Below are 20519 nucleotides of genomic sequence, written 5' to 3' on the forward strand. Positions count from 1 at the left end.
CAGACTGGATCTCCCCCCGTTTCATCGTCAAATCGGTATCACCCCTGGCCGCGCAGCCAGGTCCTGAGCTCAGCCAGGGTAAAGGGCCAGCCCAGCTCACGCCCGGCGTCATCGCAGAGCACCGGGATCCGCACCCGGTAGGCAGCGAGCCAGGCATCATCCTCCAGGATGTCGCAGCGGTGGGTCTCCCCGGCCAGCCCGGCCTGTTCCACCAGAGTCCAGGCCTGCTCGCACAGGTGGCAGCCGTCGGTGTGAAACAGGGTCAGCATCAGCCTTGCGCCTCGGCGTGGGTGATGATCCAGCAGTTGTGGATGTGCTGATTGCGCTCGAAATCCTTCGGCCGGGTCTTGCCGGTGATGTTCTGTGCCTTGAGGCCGATGGCCTCGAGACCGGCCAGATCCATCTTGAAGTGGCGCTTGTTGTTGGAGAACACCAGGGTGCCACCAGCAGCCAGCAAGCGCTTGAGGTGCTGCATCAGCAGCAGGTGATCCCGCTGCACGTCGAAGCTCTCTTCCATCCGCTTGGAGTTGGAGAAAGTGGGCGGATCGATGAAGATGAGGTCGTACTGCTCGTCGGCTTCCGACAACCACTTCAGGCAGTCCGCCTGCACGAACTTGTGCTCACGGCCCACCAGCGCGTTGAGGCGCATGTTGTCCTGCGCCCAGGTCAGGTAGGTGCGCGACATGTCCACCGTGGTGGTTTCGCTGGCACCGCCAAGCCCCGCGTGCACTGTGGCACTGCCGGTGTAGGCAAAGAGGTTCAGGAAGCGCTTGCCACGGGCCATCTCCCCCAGCATGCGACGGGTCTGGCGGTGGTCGAGGAAGAGACCGGTGTCCAGGTAGTCGTAGAGGTTGACCCACAGACGGGCGCCGTACTCCTGCACTTCCATCCGGTGCTGCTCTTCGGAGAGCTTCTGATACTGCTGCTTGCCTTCCTGACGCTCACGCACCTTCAGGATCACCTTCTCGCCGTCCATGCCGGTCACCTTGATGGCGGCCTGGACCATGTCGAGCAGGCGCTGACGGGTCTTCTGGGCGGGGATATCCTTGGGCGCCGCGTACTCCTGCACCACCAGATAGTCCTGATAGCGGTCGATGGCGGCGTTGTATTCCGGCAGATCCGCGTCATAGAGACGGTAGCAGTCGAGGTTCTCTTTCTTCGCCCACTTCTCGAGGGCCTTCAGATTCTTGCGCAGACGGTTTGCAAAATCCTGGGCCACCTCTTTCTGGGAGGCGACGGAGTCCAGCGCGATCTGGTAGTTGCGCAGCTGGCATTCCAGTGCCCCGTTGAACAGACGATACTGCTTGTCGGCGCGCAGGCGCAGGCAGCTCAAGAGCTCCGGCGAGGCGGAGAGGATGGTGACCTTCCACCCCTGGAAGCTGCGACGCAGAGCGTCGCCAAGGGCCTGGTGCACTTCCAGCAGGGCCGGAAACTCGCCGAGACGCTCGCCATAGGGCGGGTTGGAAATGAGCATGCCCACCTGACGCGTCTCCCCTTCCGCGGCCATGGGCAGCGGGTTTTCCAGGGCGGTCGCATCGGCCTGCTTGAAGGTGATGAGGTGAGCTACGCCGGCCGCTTTCGCGTTGTCGCGCGCCTTCATCAGCACGCGGGCGTCCGCATCGCAGCCGAACAGCTTCACTTCACAGCGCTGCATGCCGCGTTTAGCGCGCACTTGCGCCTCCATCATCAGGCTCTGCCACAGTTCACTGTCGTGCTGCAGCCAGCGATCGAAACCGAAGCGCTCCCGGCGCAGGGCCGGCGCCATGTCGGCGGCGATGAAAGCCGCTTCAATCAGCAGGGTACCGGAGCCGCACATGGGGTCCATCATGGGCTCGCCTGCCCAGCCGCTACGGGCGATCATGGCCGCGGCTAGGTTCTCCTTGAGGGGCGCCTCACCGGTGCCCTGACGGTAGAAGCGCTGGTGCAGCGCGGGGCCTGACAGGTCCAGCGTGATGTTGGCCTTGCCCTTGCCCAGGTGCGCCATGATGCGAATGTCCGGGGACTTCTTGTCCACGTCCGGGCGCACATGGCCGCGTTTGGTGAAGCGATCGACGATGGCATCCTTGATCTTGAGCGCCCCATACTGGGTATTGCGAATGGAAGCGTTGGTACCGGTAAAGTCCACGGCAATGGTGGCGGTGCCGGAGAAGTGCTCCTCCCAGGGGATGGTGTGGGCCCCCAGATAGAGGTCCAGATCGTCGTTCATCTGGAATTCGGAGAGCACCAGCACGATGCGGGAGGCAAAACGGCTCCACAAACAGGCCTTGTAGCCGACGGCCAGCTCGCCCTTGAAGTGGACGCCAGCCACGGTCTCACGGACCTGCTCAGCGCCCAGGTTGGTCAGCTCGACGGCCAGCAGGTTTTCCAGCCCCTTGGGGCAGGTTGCAAAAAATTCTTTCATCACGCTCACGGGGATGCCATAAAAATAGTGCCGCATTATACCTTATCGGCCCGCACTCGGCACCCGAACCTTGGGCATCACACGAATATTCACGGGAAGGACACGGCAAACTCTCCCCTCCCCCTTGCGGGCGGCAGGATCCGGCAAGAGGATCCCTCCCCTGACTGGCATCTGTCTACCATGGCATTCGTAAAGAATTTGAAAATCTTGTCCGGGCCGGACAGAAAACGGTCGTGACGACCAGACGAAGAAGAAAGGAGAAATAATTGAACAAGACAGCAGCGCAGCGCCCAAATATCAGACCTATATAACGGGACTATTCATCGTCATATAACGAGCCCGTCGTCAGCCGACTTCCCGGTATTGTGTCTGTGCCCGCACCCTGGCTTGCATCCGGTTATTCATCACCTTGATCACGGCGAACCGTGGCAGGATCTTGCTGGTGGTCAGCACCAGTTCATCGGTCAGGTTCAGGCAGACGCTGGCCTGCTCCCCGGCTTCGATGATCATGAATTCTCCCCGACCATGGGGCGTATCCATCCACACCAAGGAGCCCATTTCCGGCATAAAGTGGGTCGACTGCTCATGAAAGAACCAGCTCTGCGGCATCAGGGGTTTATAAAAGCGGCTGACGGCGATGGCATTAAGCACCAGCTGCACCTGATGGGGCGTACTCCAGTCGAGTTCGGATGCCTTGTCCATCAGCTGATAATAGAGGGCCGCATCATCCACGCAAAAAGGCTGGGTGGTGAAGGAACAGGGAACAAGCTGCCGACCTTTATATTCGGTGGCAAATATCATGCGATCGGATAAATCCAGCATCAGACGATCATCCTGAGCGTCATAATGCCACTGCCAATTGTCATTGGGTTGGATACACATGGAGATGCCCTTATCTAAGCGGTTACTCGACTTTATTCCATGTCGAGAAATTGAGCAACTTTAAATAAGGGCAGTCGATTACTTTTTAAATATGGGTAACGATTTCTTTCACCAGACTCGGGCCCTTATAAATAAAGCCACTGTAAATCTGGACAAGACTGGCACCCGCCGCCAGTTTCTCCCGGGCGGCCATGGCGCTGTCGATACCGCCCACACCGATGATGGGCAACGCGCCGTCGAGTGCCTTGGCCAGCTGGCGGATCACCTCGGTGCTCTTGTGCTGCAGCGGACGACCGCTCAGACCACCCGCCTCCCCGGCATGGGGCATGTCGTAAATCATGTCGCGCTCGAGGGTGGTATTGGTGGCGATAACTCCATCGATGCCATTCTTGATCAGGGATGTCGCAACCTGGTTAATTTCATCCTGGGAGAGATCCGGGGCAATTTTAACGGCGAGCGGCACATACTTCTTATATTTTGCTGCCAGCTCCTGTTGGCGCTGCTTCAGTGCGGCCAGCAATTCGTCCAGTGCGTCACCGTATTGCAATTGACGCAGCCCAGGGGTGTTGGGTGAGGAAATATTGACGGCAATATAACCGGCGTGCTCATACACCTTGTCCATGCAGATCAGATAATCGTCCTTGCCCTGTTCGATGGGGGTATCCTTGTTCTTGCCGATATTGATGCCGATGACCCCCTGATATTTGGCCTCCTTGACCCTGGCCACCAGATGATCGACCCCCTTATTGTTGAACCCCATCCGGTTGATGATCCCCTCCGCCGGAATAACCCGGAACAGCCGCGGCTTGTCATTGCCACTCTGGGGCTTGGGGGTCACGGTACCGACTTCAATAAAGCCAAACCCCATGGCCCCGAAGGCATCGATACACTCCCCGTCTTTATCCAATCCTGCGGCCAGCCCCACCGGATTGGCAAAATTAAGCCCCATGACGGTGACGGGGCGTTTTGGCAGGGTGTTGCGGAAGAAACAATCAAGCGGGGTACCGAGAAGGCGGGGCAAATATTTGATGGAGAGATCGTGAGCCTGTTCCGGATTGAGTTTGAACAGGAAATGCCTGGCGAGTGGGTACAGCATGCTTGCTCCTTAAAAAAAGCCCCGGCAACTGGCCGGGGCTTTTGGGGTTATGCCGAGGTTCGGCAATTCAACTGGAGCAGGTTCAACTCTCGCAAGGCCACCGAGAACTTGGCGAACTCGTGGGTGCTGGTAGTCTTGAAGTCGGCCAACATGTGGGTCCAACGGGACAAGAGCTGCTCATGCTCCGAAATCCAGTCGGCCAGTATGGTAGCGCATTCTCCCTGCTCTTTGCACCCTTCCAGTACCACGGAAGTGAGGCTGCGTTGTTGCCAGTCCAGATCCTCGCGGAAGGAGGAGCGCGCCATCGCCTGCCAGTGGTTGCCCACCGGCTGATGGTTGATCTGCTCGAGGAACCAGTGCAGATCCAGCTTGGCACCGAGACGGTAGTAGACGTTGGCGGCACGCAGGATGTCAGTCTTGTGCTCCGCGGCGATCTGAGCCAGATCCAGGCAGGAGAAGAGGCTGCTCATGTGGGCCACCTGACGGGCGATATGCTCGGGAACCGCTCTGGCCACCAGGGCAGCGACCGCCTGCTGGTGCTCGGCCACTTCGCTCTCGTCCATCACCTCGTAGAGATGCTCGGCCAGGGTCTCGAAGGCCGGGCGGAAGAAGGCGATGTTCTCGCCGATGCTCCAGCTGCGGTTGCGGGCGCGCAGGAACCAGCGGGTGGCGCGGCGCACGATGCGGCGGCTGTAGAACATCAGCTCGAGCTGGGTGTTGGCATCCACCTGGTTGTCACACCCTTCGATGTCACGCCACAGGGTATTGAGACCGAACACTTCCCGGGCCATGGCGAAGCAGCAGGCCACTTCTGCCACCGAGGCACCGGTCTCGTCCTTCATCCGGCTGGCGAAGTTGAGCCCCATGTCGTTGACCAGCATGTTGGCCACCCGGGTCGCGATGATCTCGCCGCGCAGCGGATGCTGGGCAAGGGCCGCGCCGAACTGCTGCTGCAGCTGGGTCGGGAAGCTGGTGACCAGCATGTTGGCGAGGAAGGGCTCGTCGGTCACTTCCGGGCAGTTGAGCTGCTCTTTGAGCACCATCTTGCCGTAGGCCACCAGCACCGCCAGCTCGGGTCGGGTCAGCCCCTGCCCTGCTGCCATTCGCTCGGAGAGCTCCTCGTCGGAGGGGAGGAACTCGAGGCCGCGGTCCAGCTTGCCTTCCCGCTCCAGCCCCTGGATGAAGCGCTGCTGCTCCTTGAGCTGCTCGTCGCCACGGAACGCCGTGACCGAGATGGACTGGGACTGGCGATAGGCGTTGGTGATGACCACCTGCGCCACCGCATCCGTCATCTCGTAGAGCATCTGGTTGCGCTGCTTGAGGGTCAGATCCCCGGCGGCCACCAGCTGGTTCAGCAGGATCTTGATGTTCACCTCGTTGTCGGAGCAGTCCACGCCGCCCACGTTGTCGGTGAAGTCGGTGTTGATGCGACCGCCCTGGCTCGCATACTCCACCCGGCCGAGCTGGGTGAAGCCCAGGTTGCCACCCTCGCCCACGATGCGGGCACGCAGGTCACGACCGTTGACCCGCAGCACGTCGTTGCTGCGATCCCCGACGTCGGCGTCGCTCTCGCGGGCACTCTTCACATAGGTGCCGATGCCGCCGTTCCAGAGCAAGTCCACGTTCAGACAGAGCAGGGCCTTGATCAGCTCGTTCGGTGCCATGCTGGCCTTGTCGGTGCCGAGCAGGGTCTGCATCTCGGGGCTCAGCTTGATGGACTTGGCCGAGCGCAGGAAGATGCCACCCCCCTTGGAGATGAGCTCGCGGTTGTAGTCATCCCAGCTGGAGCCCGGCAGTTCGAACAGGCGCTGGCGTTCGACGAAGCTCCTGGCCGCATTCGGGGTCGGGTCGACGAAGATGTGCATGTGGTTGAAGGCGCCCACCAGCTGGATGTGCTCGGAGAGCAGCATGCCGTTGCCGAACACGTCGCCGGCCATGTCGCCTATGCCCACGCAGGTGAAGTCCGTGGTCTGGCAGTTGACGCCGATCTCACGGAAGTGGCGCTTGACCGACTCCCAGGCGCCGCGGGCGGTGATGCCCATCTTCTTGTGGTCATAGCCGACCGAGCCGCCGGAGGCGAAGGCATCGCCGAGCCAGTGGCCATATTCCAGGCTGATTTCGTTGGCAATGTCGGAGAAGGTCGCGGTGCCCTTGTCGGCCGCCACCACCAGGTAGTAGTCATCCTCGTCGTGGCGAACCACGGATTTCGGCGGGATCACCTCACCCTTGATGATGTTGTCGGTGACGTCCAGCAGCCCGCGGATGAACAGGCGGTAGCAGGCCTTGCCCTCTTCCTGGATGACGGCACGGGACGCGCCCGCCGGCATCTGCTTGCAGTAGAAGCCGCCCTTGGCGCCGACCGGCACGATGACGGTGTTCTTCACCTGCTGCGCCTTCACCAGACCCAGCACCTCGGTGCGGAAGTCTTCCTTGCGATCGGACCAGCGCAGGCCGCCACGGGCCACCTTGCCCCAGCGCAGATGCACCCCTTCCACCCGCGGGGAGTAGACGAAGATCTCGAACTTGGGCAGCGGCAGCGGCATGTCGGTGATGCTGGAGGGGGCCAGCTTGAAGGAGATGTAGGGCTTGATGTTGCCCGCACCGTCCGGCTGGTAGTAGTTGGTGCGCAGGGTCGCGTCGATCATCTCCACGTAGCGGCGGATGATGCGATCGTCGTCCAGGTTGGCCACCTGATCCAGCTTGGCGGCGAGCTGCTCGTGCAGCTTGGCCTGTACCTTGGCGTCCTGCTTGCCGGCGGGATCCAGACGCTGCTCGAACAGGGTGAACAGCAGCTGGGCGATATCGGGATAACGGGTCAGGGTCTCCTCGATATAGGACTGGCTGAAGGATACGCCGGTCTGGCGCATGTATTTGGCATAGGCGCGCAGCACGGAGACCTGGCGGCCGCTGAGGCCGGCCCCCAGCACCAGGCGGTTGAAGCCGTCATCTTCCAGGGTCTTGTTCCAGATGGCGGCGAAGGCCTCCTGGAAGCGCTGCTGGCTCTGCTCCAGATCGAACGGCTGTTCGCCGCGCAGCAGCATGGAGAAGTCGAGGATCCAGAACACCTCTCCGGTCGGGGTACGCACCTGATACGGGGTCTCGCCGATGACGCGCAGCCCCATGTTTTCCAGCATGGGCAGGACGTCGGAGAGGTGGATGGGCTCGGTGCGGTGGAACAGCTTGAGGCGCACCCGGCGATCGTTCTCCTCCTCCTGGGCGCGGTAGAACAGCATGCCCAGGGGCTCGGCTTCACTCAGGCCATCGAGGGCCATGATGTCGGCCACGGCGGAGCCCGGCAGCACGTCTTCCTTGTAGGCACGGGGGAAGGCGGTGCTGAAGCGACGGCGCAGTTCGTTGCCGCGGGCCTCGCCATAATGGGAGAGCAGCACGGAATCCAGACGGTCATCCCAGCTGCGGGCCGCTTCGATCAGGTTGTTCTGTACTTCGTTCACATCGACATCCACGTTGTTGTTGTTGACCCGCACTATGTAGTGGGTCCGTGCCAGCACGCCCTCGGTGAAGTAGACGTTGAATTCCACCTCTTCGCTGCTGCCGAAATATTTTTGCAGGATCTGCTGGGTCTTGATGCGCAGCGCCGTGTTATAGCGCTCCTTGGTGACATAGACCATGCAGGAGAAGAAGCGGCCGTAGACGTCGCGGCGCACGAACAGACGCAGCATGTCGCGCTCCTGCATCTCCAGCACGCCGAGGCCGGTGGCCAGCAGCTCCTCTTCACGGGCCTGGATCAGCTCGTCGCGCGGGTAGGTTTCCAGCACGTTCAGCAGCGCCTTGTAGGCGTGAGAGCCCTTCTCATGACCGGAGGCGGCCATGATACGCTCGAGGCGGTGGCTGATGAGGGGGATCTGGGTCGCGCTGGTGTTGTAGATGGAGGAGGCATACAGACCGATGAAGCGATCTTCCCCCACCACCTTGCCGTGCTCGTCGAAGCGCTTGATGCCGATGTAATCCACATAGGCCGGGCGGTGCACCCGGGACTTGCTGTTGGACTTGGTGAGGATCAGCAGGTCGGAACTCAGGGCGGCGTGGCGGGCGCTGGCTGGCATGGTGCCCAGGCGCTGCCCCTCGTCCTTCATGGAGTTCTTCATCAGACCCAGGCTGGAGTCCGGCTGGGGCAGGATCTCGTGATCCCCCTCCACCGCCTTGACGTCATAGCGGCGGTATCCCATCAGGGTGAAGTTGTGAGCGGCGACCCATTTCAGGAAGGCGACGCAGGAGTCCACCTCGGCCTTGCTGACCGGGTGCTTGCGTTTGGGCAGCTCGTCGATGATCTCGTTCAGGCGCGCCAGCATCGGCTGCCAGTCCCCGACCGCCAGGGCCACTTCCCGCGCCACCGAGTTCAGCTCGGCGGTCAGGGCCTCCATCTCCTCTTCAGTGGTCAGGTGGTCGATCTCGATGAGGAAAGCGGTCTCTACCGAGGTCTGGGACGCCGTGTTGTCCAGATCCAGGATGGCGCTGATCTTGCCCCCTTCGCTGCGGATCAGGTGCAGCGGCTGGTGCAGCATCATGTGCGCCGTGATGCCGCGACGCTTGAGCGCCATACGGATGGAGTCCACCAGGAAGGGGGAATCCTGCAGGATGATCTCGACGATGGTATGGGGAGACTGCCAGCCGTGACGGGTCAGCTCGGGGTTGTAGACCCGGATGTAAGGGTCGGTGTCGGTACGCTGATTGAGGGCATTCCACAGGCTGAGCGCCGCCCCGTAGAGATCGCTGTCATTGCGATCGTGCAGGTCTGTGCTGGCCATGTTGCCGTAGAACTTGGCGACGAAGCATTCGACCAGAGAGGCACTGTTTCTGGGCAATTTCTGATGGATCAGGCTGAGAACGTTTTCGAGCAGAACTGAGGTAGGGGCGTCTTTCAATGCCATTGCTAGTTTCCTTATCGGACGACATCACAGACACGGCGACATCCACCCTGGATGCCCACCGGTACAGAGTTGCAGCGAGTGTAATGTCTTGGATCAAGGAAGGCGAGCAAAGGTGATAACGGGATGTTAAAAACAAGGGGCAGATCACGGCTTGGGTTGTGATAAATTTTGCCAAGTTGGCAAAAATCAGAAAATCACACTGGATGATGCGAGATTTGCCGGATAGATAGTGACTTTAAGCAGATAATTACCCGGAAAAATGTTCAAGTTTTGTTAATTTATGCGTTCCAGGGAAATGAAGCGATGATCGTCCTGGGTTGTCAGCCGAAAGTAGCCATAAACCCCATCCTGTGACACGAAGCCACGGATCTTCTCCAGCCCCAGCTCCAGGGTCAGCCCCTGCTCGGTGCGCACCACCAGCCGCCTGACATGCCCCTGATACATCAGCATGATCTCGTCCCGGCCGAGGGCCAGCCGAAAAGTGTATTGCCTCATTGCTTCTCCCCTCTCTGTATTCCATGTAAAAACGGGCAGGAGAGCCTGACTCCCCTGCCCGCCATCAGGACGCTTACTGGGCCAGCGCCTTGCTCACCTTCTCGAACAGATCCCGTGCCAGCCCGTCCAGGTTCGCCAGGCGGGTCAGCTCGGCGCGGACAAGCGCCTTGCGCCCCTCATCGAGCCGCTTGAACTGGATGAGCGGGGTGATGAGGCGGGACGCCACCTGGGGATTGACCTCGTTGAGCTCGATCAGCAGATCGGTCAGGAAGCGGTAGCCGCTGCCATCCACGGCGTGGAACTGCACCTGGTTGCTCATGGCGAAACTGCCCACCAGCGCCCGCAGCCGGTTCGGGTTGCGGATGCTGAAGGTCGGGTGGGCCATCGCCTGCTTCACCTCGCCGAGCACGTCGGCGGCGGGTTTGCTGCCCACCAGGCGCAGCCAGTTGTCCAGCACCAGGCCATCGTGCGCCCACTTGCCCTCGAAGTCGGCGAGGAGCTCGGCACGGCACGCCAGCAGGTGGCCGTTGGCGACCTGCAAGGCGGCCAGAGTGTCGGTCATGTTGTCGGCACGGCTGTACTGCTCCCGCACCAGGGCGTCGGCCTGCACCGGATCCAGGGCCGCCAGGTAGCCGAGTACCACCCCCTTGAGGGCGCGCTTGGCCATGTCCTCATGCACCACCCGGTATGCCGGCAGGCGCAGGCTCTCGTAACAGGTCAGCAGCGCAGCGCCGAAGCCTTCGGCCAGCGCACGCTGGATCTCGCCGCGCACCCGATGGATGGCGTCAATGTCGGCCACGTCGAACAGCTCGGCCAGGGTTGCCTCTCCCGGCAGCGCCAGGATCTCCGCCTTGAGGGCGGGATCCAGGGCCCCGTCCGCCAGAATGTCCTCAAAAGCCGCCAGCAGCGTCCGGGAGAGCGCGACCTCCTGCCCTTGCTGCACCCGGGCCACGCCGTCGATCACCGCCTTGTTGATCAGCATCTGGGCGGCATCCCAGCGGGCAAACTCGTTACGGGCATGGCTCATCAGGAATGCGAGCGCCTCGTCGCTGTAGTCAAAATGCAGCTTCACCGGCGCGGAGAAGTCCCGCAGCAGGGAGGGCACCGGCTTGACCGGCACTTGATCGAATTCGAACGTCTGCTGTGCTTCCAGCACGTTGAGGACGTTGCCGATGGCCTTGCCCTGGTACTGCAGGGCGATGACGGCACCTTGCTCATCATAGAGCTCGATGTCGAGGGGAATGTTCAGCGGCAGTTTTTGCGGCTGATCCTGGGTCGGCGGGGTGTGCTGGCTCACGTGCAGGCGATAGACGCCGCTTGCGGCGTCGTACTCGTCGGTCACGGTGAGCTCGGGGGTGCCGGACTGGCTGTACCAGCGGCGGAAGCGGCCGAGATCCACGCCGGAGGCATCCTCCATCGCCTGCACGAAGTCGTCACAGGTGGCTGCCGAGCCGTCATGGCGCTCGAAGTAGAGGCGCATGCCCGCCTGGAAGGCGTCTTCGCCCAGCAGGGTGTGCATCATGCGGATCACTTCAGAACCCTTTTCGTAGACGGTCAGGGTGTAGAAGTTGTTCATCTCGATCACCACATCCGGGCGGATGGGGTGCGCCATGGGGCCGGCGTCTTCGGCAAACTGCGGGCCGCGCACGGTGCGCACGTTGTTGATGCGGTTGACCCCGCGGGACCCCAGATCGGAGGAGAACTCCTGATCCCGGAACACCGTCAGCCCCTCTTTGAGGCTTAACTGGAACCAGTCACGGCAGGTGACGCGGTTGCCGGTCCAGTTGTGGAAGTATTCGTGACCGATCACCCGCTCGATGCCGTGGTAATCGCCGTCGGTGGCGGTGGCCGGGTTGGCCAGCACGAACTTGGAGTTGAAGATGTTGAGCCCCTTGTTCTCCATGGCGCCCATGTTGAAGAAGTCCACCGCCACGATCATGTAGATGTCGAGGTCGTACTCGAGGCCGAAGCGCTGCTCGTCCCAGCGCATGGAATTGATGAGGCTCTCCATGGCAAAGCCGGCTCTGTCCAGGTTGCCCTTGTCCACGAAGATCTCGAGGGCCACCTGGCGGCCGCTTTTGGTGACGAAGTGGTTGCGCTCCACGTCGAAATCCCCCGCCACCAGGGCGAAGAGATAGCTCGGCTTGGGGAAGGGATCCTGCCACTGCACGAAGTGGCGGCCACCGTCCAGATCACCGCTCGCCACCTTGTTGCCGTTGGAGAGCAGGAAAGGATACTTGGTCTTGTCGGCGCTGATGCGGGTGCTGTAACGAGCCAGGATATCCGGCCTGTCCATGTAATAGGTGATGCGACGGAAGCCCTCCGCCTCACACTGGGTGCAGTAGGCTTCGCCTGACTTGTAGAGCCCTTCCAGCGCCGTGTTGGCGGCGGGGTTGATGTCGGTGACTATGGTCAGCACGCACTCGGCGGGCAGGTTGAACAGGGTCAGGCTGCCCTCCCCCTGCTCGTACTGGCTGAAGGGAACGCCATCCAGGCTGATGCTGACGAGGTCCAGCCCCTCGCCATCCAGCACTAGGGGCTCGTTGTGAGCACCGTTGCGGCGCAGCCGCGAGATGGCAGTGACCCGGGTCAGGGGCTCCTGCAATTGGAAATCGAGGTCGATGCTGTCGCACCAGTAGAAGGGAGCCCGGTAGTCCTGGCGATACTTGGCCGTCATGGCCTGGGAGAGATCGGTCATTATTGTGTGCTTCCACGCTTTGTTATTGACGTGTCAGAGGCTGTCACAAGGCTCGGACAGGGTCAAATAGTTTGCATTCAGGCAAAAGAAAGGGCGACCTGAGTCGCCCTTGTCAATCTGCATGGCATGGCCATGATCAGCTCTTCTTGCTGAGACTGGCCAGATCCGCCGTGATGTTGGCCGCTTCGACCTGATACTCGTCGGGCGCCTCGAAATCGGCGGGCAGTTCATCCAGGCTCTTCACCACAGGCTTGCCAAGACGGGTCAGACGTTCGTTGGCTCGCGCCAGCGCCTTCTCGTCCTGCTTGGCCTGTTCGGCCAGCCGCTCGGCTTCGTTCAGGGAGACCGACTTCTTGTCCTTCTCCGCCTGATACTCCTTGATGTCCTGCAGCACGTAGGCGAACTCCGGATCCTTGATGATCCGCGCCTCGTGTGCCGACTTCAACCTGGGCAGCATGCCGGAGAAATCACCCAGCTTGTCGTAGCTTGCCGAGGCGATCTTGTCCCAGGGCAGGGCGTTGAACTCGCGGCTCTCCCCCGTCTCGTCCGGCGCCACCGCCGTCGGGAAGGCGATGTCAGGCGCCACTCCCTTGTTCTGGGTGCTGCCGCCATCGATGCGGTAGAACTTGGCGATGGTGTACTGGACGTGGCCCAGCGGCTGCTCGTAGAAGTCGTATACCTTGGCCAGGCTGCGATGCTGCTGCACCGTGCCCTTGCCGAACGAGTTCTCGCCGAGGATCAGGGCGCGGCCGTAATCCTGCATGGCGGCAGCGAAGATCTCGGAGGCCGACGCGCTGTAGCGGTCGATCATCACCGACATGGGGCCGCCGTAATAGACGTTGCCGTCGTCGTCACCGTTGACGGTGATGCGACCCATGTGATCACGGATCTGCACGACCGGACCGCTCGCGAAGAACAGGCCGCTCAGGGCGGAGGCTTCCGTCAGGGCACCGCCGCCGTTGCCGCGCAGATCCACGATGAGACCGTCGATCTTCTGCTTGTTGAGGCTGGAGAGCTCCTTGATCACGTCGTCGTGCAGGTTGACGTAGAAGCTCGGGATCTCGAGCACGCCAATTTTCTTGCCTTCGGCGGTGATCACCTTGGACTTGGCGGCCCTGTCTTCCAGGCGCACCTTGTCACGGGTCAGCTCCACCAGCTCGGTCTTGGCGCTGGCGCCCTTGCCGCGCTGGATCTCCAGCTTCACCTTGCTGCCTTTCGGGCCCTTGATGAGCTCGACCACGTCGTCCAGACGCCAGCCGATCACGTCGACGATCTTGCCGTCGTCCTGCCCCACCCCGGTGATCTTGTCATCGGGCTTCAAGTGGTTGGACTTGGCGGCCGGACCACCGGGCACCAGGGAGCGGATGACGGTGAAGTCATCCTCCGCCTGCAGCACGGCGCCAATCCCTTCCAGTGAGAGGTTCATCTCGGTGTTGAAGCGATCGGCACTGCGCGGCGACAGATAGCTGGTGTGCGGCTCGATGGCACGGGCGAAGGAGTTCATGAAGAGCTGGAACACGTCCTCGCTCTCGGTCTGGGACATCCGCTTGATAGCGTTGTTATAACGCTTGCCAAGCAGCTCCTTGATCTCGGGCCACTCCTTGCCGCTGAGTTTGAGGCTCAGGGCATCGAACTTGACCCGCTGACGCCACAGCTCGTTGAGCTCGGCTTCATCCTTGGGCCAGGGAGCCCCTTCCCGATCGAAGACGTAATTGTCTTTCTGGGTAAAGTCGAAGGGGGTGTCGAGCAGCTTGAGGGCGTATTCGAACCGCTCGTAACGTCGCTGCTGACTCAGGTTGAACATCTCGTAGGCCGGAGCCAGCCGCCCTCGTTCGAGGTCGGTGTCAAAACCGGTACGGTACTTTTCAAAACGGCTGATGTCAGAGGCCAGAAACAGGTTGCGGCTGTAGTCCAGATTCTCCAGGTACTTGTCAAAGACCACGGAGGAAAAGGCATCGTCCAGCTTGAACTGTTTGTAGTGGGAGCGGGTAAACAGGTTGGCAATTCGCTTGCTGGCCGTAGCATGTTGGCTCTCCTGAGCCAACACAGGCAAATCACTCTCCTTGAGCACCGGCTCGATGGCCTGCGCGAGCCCGGCGAGCGCCAGGCCACAGGCTACGAGGGAAAAACGAATTACGCCATGCTTCAACATGCGTCTCCTTAGAGAACCAGATGCTCGAACTTGACCCGCAACATCATGCCGGTCTGCAATTGAACCTGTACGTCATCCTTGGTCACTTCCTTGATGGTCGCGGGCACCGGGGACTTGCCCAGCACGACGCGCACGCCCTGATCCACTTTCAGGGTAGCGGCATCCACCTTGACCAGCGGGGCTTCATCAGCCACCGGAGCGGCCTTGGGAGCGGCTTTCGGCTTGTCGGCACGCGGAGCATCAGCCTTGCGCTGCGCGTTGCGGCGCGGCTGCTTGGGCTTGTCTTCCTTCTCCTTGGTGTTGGTGCGACGGCTGGCGAAGACGCGCTCCTTGCTCTCCTTGAGCGCCTGCTTGGCGTGTTCGATGTGCTCTTCGGTCAGCAGTTCACCCGGGTTGCCGTCCAGATCGACACGGGCCTGGCCAGCCTTGAGGCCATGCAGGTAACGCCAGCTGGAGGTGTATTGACGCAGAGCAGAGCGCAGCATGGTCTTGGAGACTCTCTCGTCGTCGGCAAGACGCGCAGCCAGATCCTGGAAGATGCCAATCTTGAGTGGCTTGGCCTCTCCTTCAGCGATGAAGCAGGCCGGGAATTTCTCGACCAGGTAGGCGACGATCTCTTTACTGTTCTTCAGCTTTTCAGTGTTTTCCATGTATAACCTTGGCTTTCATATAGACGCACGGGCATGCCCGAACACAACAAAGGCCCCATTATAGAGAGCTTGGGACCTTTTGCGAACCATCTAGCAATGACTTAGAGCATGCTTTCCAAAATTTGCACCGTTTCTTCAAGGCCGATCCGGTCTTGTTCATCGAAGCGGCTAAAAATCGGGCTATCGATATCCAGTACCCCGATGATCTGGCCGGCACGGCGCAGCGGGATCACGATCTCCGAGTTGCTGGCACCGTCACAGGCGATGTGCCCCGCAAACTGGTGCACATCGTCCACCAGCTGGGTCTTGCCCTCGGCGACCGCCGTGCCGCACACCCCGCGCCCGACCGGGATCCGCACGCAGGCAGGTTTGCCCTGGAAGGGCCCCAGCACCAGGGTCTCTCCCTGCAACAGGTAAAAGCCGACCCAGTTGATGTCGGTCAGCTCCTGATTGAGCAGCGCAGAGAGGTTCGCCAGGGTGGCGATCATGTCGGGCTCGCCCTCGAGCAATGCCTGGGCCTGCTGGTTGAGGGTGCGATAAAATGCTTGTTTTTCAATCATGATTAAATGAACTTCACTCCTTGATAATGGATGCAAGGTACCGTCCTGCCTGAAAAATTCAAATCAATTTTCACTTTCCCCCCCTTCCCGGGTCATGGCTGGCCGCCCGTTCACCGGGAAACGCTTAGCGCCAACTGCTGGCGCTGGCCACTGTTCCACTCCAGATTGAGCAGCCAGGTCATGGTCGCCGAGGTGCAGGCGCCCACCTGTGCCCTGGCCTGCCAGCCGCCGCTGCCTGCCTCAAACTGCACGGGGATCCGGCCCATGAACATCTCCTTTCCCTCCAGCCAGGCCGCCTTCGGCGCGATGGCCTGCGCGCTACTACCCTGAAGACGCAAGACAAAGTCATGTTCAGGGCGGATCGGCAGGTCATCGATACTGGCCGTCAGGGCCGCATCGCCCACTCGCAGCGGACAGGGGCTGTGGGACAGATCACAAATCTGATCATTTGTGCCCCTCGAATTCTCGCTTTGGGGGCCCGAAAACCAGGTCCGATAGGCCATCAGGGAGAGCAAAATGGCAAGCACCATGGTCAAGTGCGCGATTTTGCGTGAAGTGAGTCTCTCTTTCATGAAAAAACAACCCTGTAAGGTACTTTAAAAATGTGATTTTCGTGATCTGGCGCATGGCAAAAACTGGCAGGCACGAGACCCGCTGGAGCCAAATATATCACTGTTTGTACTGTTATTTTACCGACCAGTTCAGTATCATTCTCAATGAATTTTCATTTATCCACCTTTTGCTTTTCCTTTTATTAACAGATGTTAACGAGAGGATTTTGCAAAAACGGGGTGAAAATGGCCCTGAACATCTGGGCAAAAACAAACAACAGCATCGGAAGCGGAATACAACGATGAGCCATACAACAAACCACCCTGAGTACAACTACACCGTTGTGCGCCAGTTCACCGTCATGACGATTGTCTGGGGAATTGTCGGTATGTCGGTTGGTGTACTGATCGCAGCCCAGTTGATCTGGCCTGCCCTCAACTTCGATACCCCCTGGCTGACCTACAGCCGTCTGCGTCCCCTGCACACCAATGCGGTCATCTTCGCATTTGGTTGCAGCGCCCTGATGGCCACCTCCTTCTACGTGGTGCAACGCACCTGTCAGACCCGACTGTTTGGTGGCCCCCTCGCCTCCTTCGTGTTCTGGGGCTGGCAGGCGATCATCCTCTCCGCCGCCATCTCGCTGCCCCTGGGATACACCACCTCCAAGGAGTACGCCGAGCTGGAATGGCCGATTGACATCGCCATCGCCGTGGTCTGGGTCAGCTATGCCATCGTCTTCTTCGGCACCCTGGTCAAGCGCACCACCTCCCACATCTATGTGGCGAACTGGTTCTTCGGTGCCTTCATCATCACGGTCGCCGTGCTGCACATCGTCAACAACATGGAAGTGCCGCTCTCCGGCATGAAGTCCTACTCCATGTACTCCGGTGCCATGGATGCCATGGTGCAGTGGTGGTATGGCCACAACGCGGTGGGCTTCCTGCTGACGGCTGGCTTCCTCGGCATGATGTACTACTTCGTGCCCAAGCAGGCCGGGCGTCCGGTCTACTCCTACCGTCTCTCCATCGTGCACTTCTGGGCGCTGATCTCCCTCTATATCTGGGCCGGTCCGCACCACCTGCACTACACCGCCCTGCCTGACTGGGCACAGTCCCTCGGGATGGTGATGTCCCTCATCCTGTTCGTCCCCTCCTGGGGCGGCATGATCAACGGCATCATGACCCTGTCAGGCGCCTGGCACAAGCTGCGCTATGACCCCATCCTGCGCTTCCTGATCGTCTCCCTCTCCTTCTACGGCATGTCCACCTTCGAAGGCCCCATGATGGCGATCAAGACGGTCAACGCCCTCTCCCACTACACCGACTGGACAATCGGTCACGTCCACTCCGGTGCCCTGGGCTGGGTTGCCATGGTCTCCATCGGCGCCGTGTATCACCTGATCCCGAACCTGTTCGGCCAGGGCCGCATGTACAGCATCAAGCTCATCAACGTCCACTTCTGGCTGGCCACCGTGGGCACAGTGCTCTACATCGTCGCCATGTGGATTTCCGGTGTGATGCAGGGTCTGATGTGGCGTGCGGTCAACGACGACGGCACCCTGACCTACAGCTTCGTGGAGGCGCTGCAGGCGTCCTATCCCTTCTACTTCGTGCGCTTCCTGGGTGGCTGCTTCTTCGTCACCGGCATGCTGCTGATGGCCTACAACGCCTATCGCACCGTCACTGCACCCAAGGGTTCCCTGGAACCCGTCGCACAGCCAGCCTGATTTGAAGGGGTCTAACGCATGAGCAACAACAACCGTCACGAAATTTTTGAAAAGAGCGTTCCCATGCTGGTGGTCGGCATCATCTTTGCCATCAGCCTCGGGGGCCTGGTCGAGATCACCCCGCTGTTCTTCCAGAAGCAGACCACGGAGCCGGTGGAGGGCCTCAAGCCCTACACCGCCCTGCAGATGGAAGGCCGCGACATCTTCATCCGCGAAGGGTGCAACGTCTGTCACAGCCAGATGATCCGCCCGTTCCGCGCCGAAACCGAGCGCTACGGGCACTACTCGGTCGCCGGCGAGAGCGTGTGGGAGCACCCCTTCCTGTGGGGCTCCAAGCGTACCGGTCCGGATCTGGCCCGCGTCGGCGGCCGCTACTCCGATGACTGGCACCGCGCCCACCTCATCAACCCGCGCGACGTGGTGCCCGAGTCCAACATGCCCGCCTTCCCCTGGCTCGAGACCAACGTGCTGAGCGGCGAGCTGACCGGCAAGAAGCTGGCCCTGTTCCGGGATCACTTCGGCGTGCCCTACACCGACGCCGATATTCAGGGTGCCGGCGAGGCGGTCAAGGGCAAGACGGAGCTGGATGCCCTGGTGGCCTATCTGCAATCCCTGGGTCATGCCCTGAAATAAGGAGTCGGAATATGGATTACGGCACCTTCCGCGGTCTGTACACCCTGCTGCTGATGCTCATCATGATCGGCATCATCGTCTGGGCTTACAGCAAGCGCCGCAAGGCCTCCTTCGACGAGGCCGCCAACCTGGTTTTTGCCGATGACGAGCAACCCAGTGCTGATAACAAGAACGCAGGAGCGAAGCAATAATGAGCACTCTGTTTAGCATTTTTGTGACCGTCATAAGCCTTGGCACCATTCTCGGCTGCTTCCTGCTGCTGGCTTGGTGCATGAAGGACAAGATGGGCGCCGAAGAGGGCAAGCCCATGGGCCACACCTTCGACGGCATCGAGGAGATCAACAACCCGTTGCCGAAGTGGTGGTCCTACATGTTCCTCTTCTTCATCGTCACCGGGCTCATCTACCTGCTTGCCTTCCCGGGCCTTGGCAACTTCAAGGGTCTGCTGGGCTGGCAGAGCTCCAACCAGGACGTTCGCTCCCTGGCGGAATCCAAGGCCGCGGCAGCGTCTGCCAAGGCGGAAGGCCGTGCGGTCGAGTACGACCGTGAGCTCGCCAAGGCCGATGAGGTCTACGGCGCCAAGTTCCGCGAGCTGACCTATCAGGCGGACGGCAAGAGCTACAAGGAGATCACCGAGATCGCCAAGGATCCGGAAGCCCTGAAGGTGGGTCAGCGTCTGTTCCTGCAGAACTGCTCCCAGTGCCACGGCTCCGATGCCCGCGGTGGTCGCGGCTTCCCCAACCTGACCGACAGCGAATGGCAATGGGGTGGTCAACCCGACCAGATCAAGACCACCATCATGGGTGGGCGTCAGGGGGTCATGGCCGCCTGGGGCGAGATCCTGGGTCAGGACGGGGTGAAGGAGGTAGCCTCCTACGTGCTGAGCCTCTCCGGTCGCAAGGTGGATCTGGTGGAAGCCAAGAAGGGTGAAGCCCGCTTCGCGGTCTGCGCCGCCTGCCACGGCCCGGATGCCAAGGGCGGCATCGCCGTCGGTGCGCCGGATCTCACCAACAGCACCTGGCTCTATGGCGGTTCCCGTCAGGTGGTCGAGCAGACCATCACCCACGGACGTCACGGCGTGATGCCGGCCTGGAAGGATATCCTGGGAGAAGACAAGGTCCACCTGTTGGCATCCTATGTCTATAGTTTGTCCCACCAGGCGCAGTAAAATAAGCAGTAACATGTGATAAGCACGTGATTACTCAGCAAAAAGCCTCGACTCTTCGAGGCTTTTTGTTATCTTGTGTTGGCTGAATTACCGCCATTTCGTTAACCATTTGTTTCGGTAGCACCATGACTCAACCCTGGTATCGCCAATTCTGGCCCTGGTTCATCATCGCCCTCCCCTGCGCCGCCGTGATCGGCAGCATCGCCACCGCCATCATCGCCAGCCAGGACGGTGTCAATCTGGTGGCGGAAGACTATTACAAGCAAGGCAAGGAAATTAACCAGGATCTCAGCAAGTTCGATCGCGCCGAGGCCCTCGGCATCCGCATCGAGCTGACGGTCAACGACAAGGAGCTGACCCTCAAGCCCCTGTCCGGGGAGCTCCCCCCCGGGCAGGCGCTGCGCCTCTCCCTCTTTCACCCGACCCTGGCGGGCCTGGACAGCGAGCATCTGCTGACGGCGGATGGCAAGGGCGTCTACCGCCTGCTGCTGGACAAACCCGTCACCGGCAAATGGCATATCCGGGTCGATGCCTTCAATCACGAATGGCGCCTGCAAGAGACGGCACACCTGCCGACCCGGGCCCCCGTCGAACTCGATCCCAAGGGACGTTGAGCC

At 60.8% G+C, this 20519-nt stretch carries 16 protein-coding genes; 5 read left to right on the forward strand and 11 right to left on the reverse strand.

The annotated features are described in order from the left end of the window. Positions 1-38: 38 nt before the first annotated feature. The 11 genes from BN1136_RS12545 to BN1136_RS12595 form a co-directional block, all read right to left on the reverse strand. On the reverse strand, positions 39-269 hold the full coding sequence (locus BN1136_RS12545; protein ID WP_043760457.1) for a glutaredoxin family protein: 231 nt from the start codon (positions 267-269) through the stop codon (positions 39-41). Beyond that, the gene (rlmKL, locus tag BN1136_RS12550) at positions 269-2437 is read right to left on the reverse strand and encodes a bifunctional 23S rRNA (guanine(2069)-N(7))-methyltransferase RlmK/23S rRNA (guanine(2445)-N(2))-methyltransferase RlmL (protein ID WP_043760454.1); all 2169 of its coding nucleotides are present in this window, start codon (positions 2435-2437) and stop codon (positions 269-271) included. Before rlmKL ends, BN1136_RS12545 begins: the two co-directional genes overlap by 1 nt. Positions 2438-2746: 309 nt before the next feature. Next, on the reverse strand, positions 2747-3283 hold the full coding sequence (locus BN1136_RS12555) for a cell division protein ZapC (protein ID WP_043760452.1): 537 nt from the start codon (positions 3281-3283) through the stop codon (positions 2747-2749). 85 nt (positions 3284-3368) lie between these two features. Beyond that, on the reverse strand, positions 3369-4379 hold the full coding sequence (pyrD, locus tag BN1136_RS12560) for a quinone-dependent dihydroorotate dehydrogenase (protein ID WP_043760450.1): 1011 nt from the start codon (positions 4377-4379) through the stop codon (positions 3369-3371). 47 nt (positions 4380-4426) lie between these two features. Further along, positions 4427-9268 carry an NAD-glutamate dehydrogenase gene (locus tag BN1136_RS12565; RefSeq protein ID WP_043760448.1) on the reverse strand — a complete coding sequence of 1614 codons (4842 nt, stop codon included), beginning with the start codon at positions 9266-9268 and terminating at the stop codon, positions 4427-4429. A gap of 273 nt (positions 9269-9541) precedes the next feature. Then, complete coding sequence (locus BN1136_RS12570; RefSeq protein ID WP_043760447.1) at positions 9542-9763, reverse strand: DUF2835 family protein; 222 nt, start codon at positions 9761-9763, stop codon at positions 9542-9544. A 73-nt stretch (positions 9764-9836) separates the two neighbouring features. Continuing rightward, positions 9837-12461, reverse strand: coding sequence for an aminopeptidase N (gene pepN, locus BN1136_RS12575; RefSeq protein ID WP_043760445.1), 2625 nt, complete (start codon positions 12459-12461; stop codon positions 9837-9839). Between the two features lie 136 nt (positions 12462-12597). Beyond that, positions 12598-14613 carry a carboxy terminal-processing peptidase gene (gene prc / locus BN1136_RS12580; protein ID WP_043760443.1) on the reverse strand — a complete coding sequence of 672 codons (2016 nt, stop codon included), beginning with the start codon at positions 14611-14613 and terminating at the stop codon, positions 12598-12600. Positions 14614-14621: 8 nt separating this feature from the next. Continuing rightward, positions 14622-15263, reverse strand: coding sequence for an RNA chaperone ProQ (gene proQ / locus BN1136_RS12585; protein ID WP_043760441.1), 642 nt, complete (start codon positions 15261-15263; stop codon positions 14622-14624). A gap of 101 nt (positions 15264-15364) precedes the next feature. After that, positions 15365-15823, reverse strand: coding sequence for a GAF domain-containing protein (locus BN1136_RS12590; protein ID WP_043760439.1), 459 nt, complete (start codon positions 15821-15823; stop codon positions 15365-15367). 110 nt (positions 15824-15933) lie between these two features. Further along, positions 15934-16395 (reverse strand): hypothetical protein, encoded by a 462-nt coding sequence (locus tag BN1136_RS12595; protein ID WP_043760437.1) that lies wholly within the window; start codon positions 16393-16395, stop codon positions 15934-15936. A 281-nt stretch (positions 16396-16676) separates the two neighbouring features. Here BN1136_RS12595 and ccoN point away from each other — a divergent pair, with 281 nt between their 5' ends. The 5 genes from ccoN to BN1136_RS12620 all read left to right on the forward strand — a co-directional run bounded on the left by ccoN (position 16677) and on the right by BN1136_RS12620 (position 20516). After that, on the forward strand, positions 16677-18101 hold the full coding sequence (gene ccoN / locus BN1136_RS12600; RefSeq protein WP_043760435.1) for a cytochrome-c oxidase, cbb3-type subunit I: 1425 nt from the start codon (positions 16677-16679) through the stop codon (positions 18099-18101). A gap of 18 nt (positions 18102-18119) precedes the next feature. Next, positions 18120-18734, forward strand: coding sequence for a cytochrome-c oxidase, cbb3-type subunit II (ccoO, locus tag BN1136_RS12605; protein ID WP_043760434.1), 615 nt, complete (start codon positions 18120-18122; stop codon positions 18732-18734). A gap of 11 nt (positions 18735-18745) precedes the next feature. Next, a complete protein-coding gene (locus tag BN1136_RS12610) occupies positions 18746-18925 on the forward strand; it encodes a CcoQ/FixQ family Cbb3-type cytochrome c oxidase assembly chaperone (RefSeq protein ID WP_043760432.1) in 180 nt (59 codons plus the stop codon). Beyond that, positions 18925-19902, forward strand: a complete 978-nt coding sequence (ccoP, locus tag BN1136_RS12615) for a cytochrome-c oxidase, cbb3-type subunit III (RefSeq protein WP_043760429.1) — start codon at positions 18925-18927, stop codon at positions 19900-19902. Before BN1136_RS12610 ends, ccoP begins: the two co-directional genes overlap by 1 nt. 125 nt (positions 19903-20027) lie before the next feature. Then, a complete protein-coding gene (locus BN1136_RS12620) occupies positions 20028-20516 on the forward strand; it encodes a FixH family protein (protein WP_043808594.1) in 489 nt (162 codons plus the stop codon). The last annotated feature ends 3 nt before the right edge of the window (positions 20517-20519 follow it).

The organism is Aeromonas taiwanensis, assembly GCF_000820165.1.
Lineage (GTDB): Bacteria > Pseudomonadota > Gammaproteobacteria > Enterobacterales > Aeromonadaceae > Aeromonas > Aeromonas taiwanensis.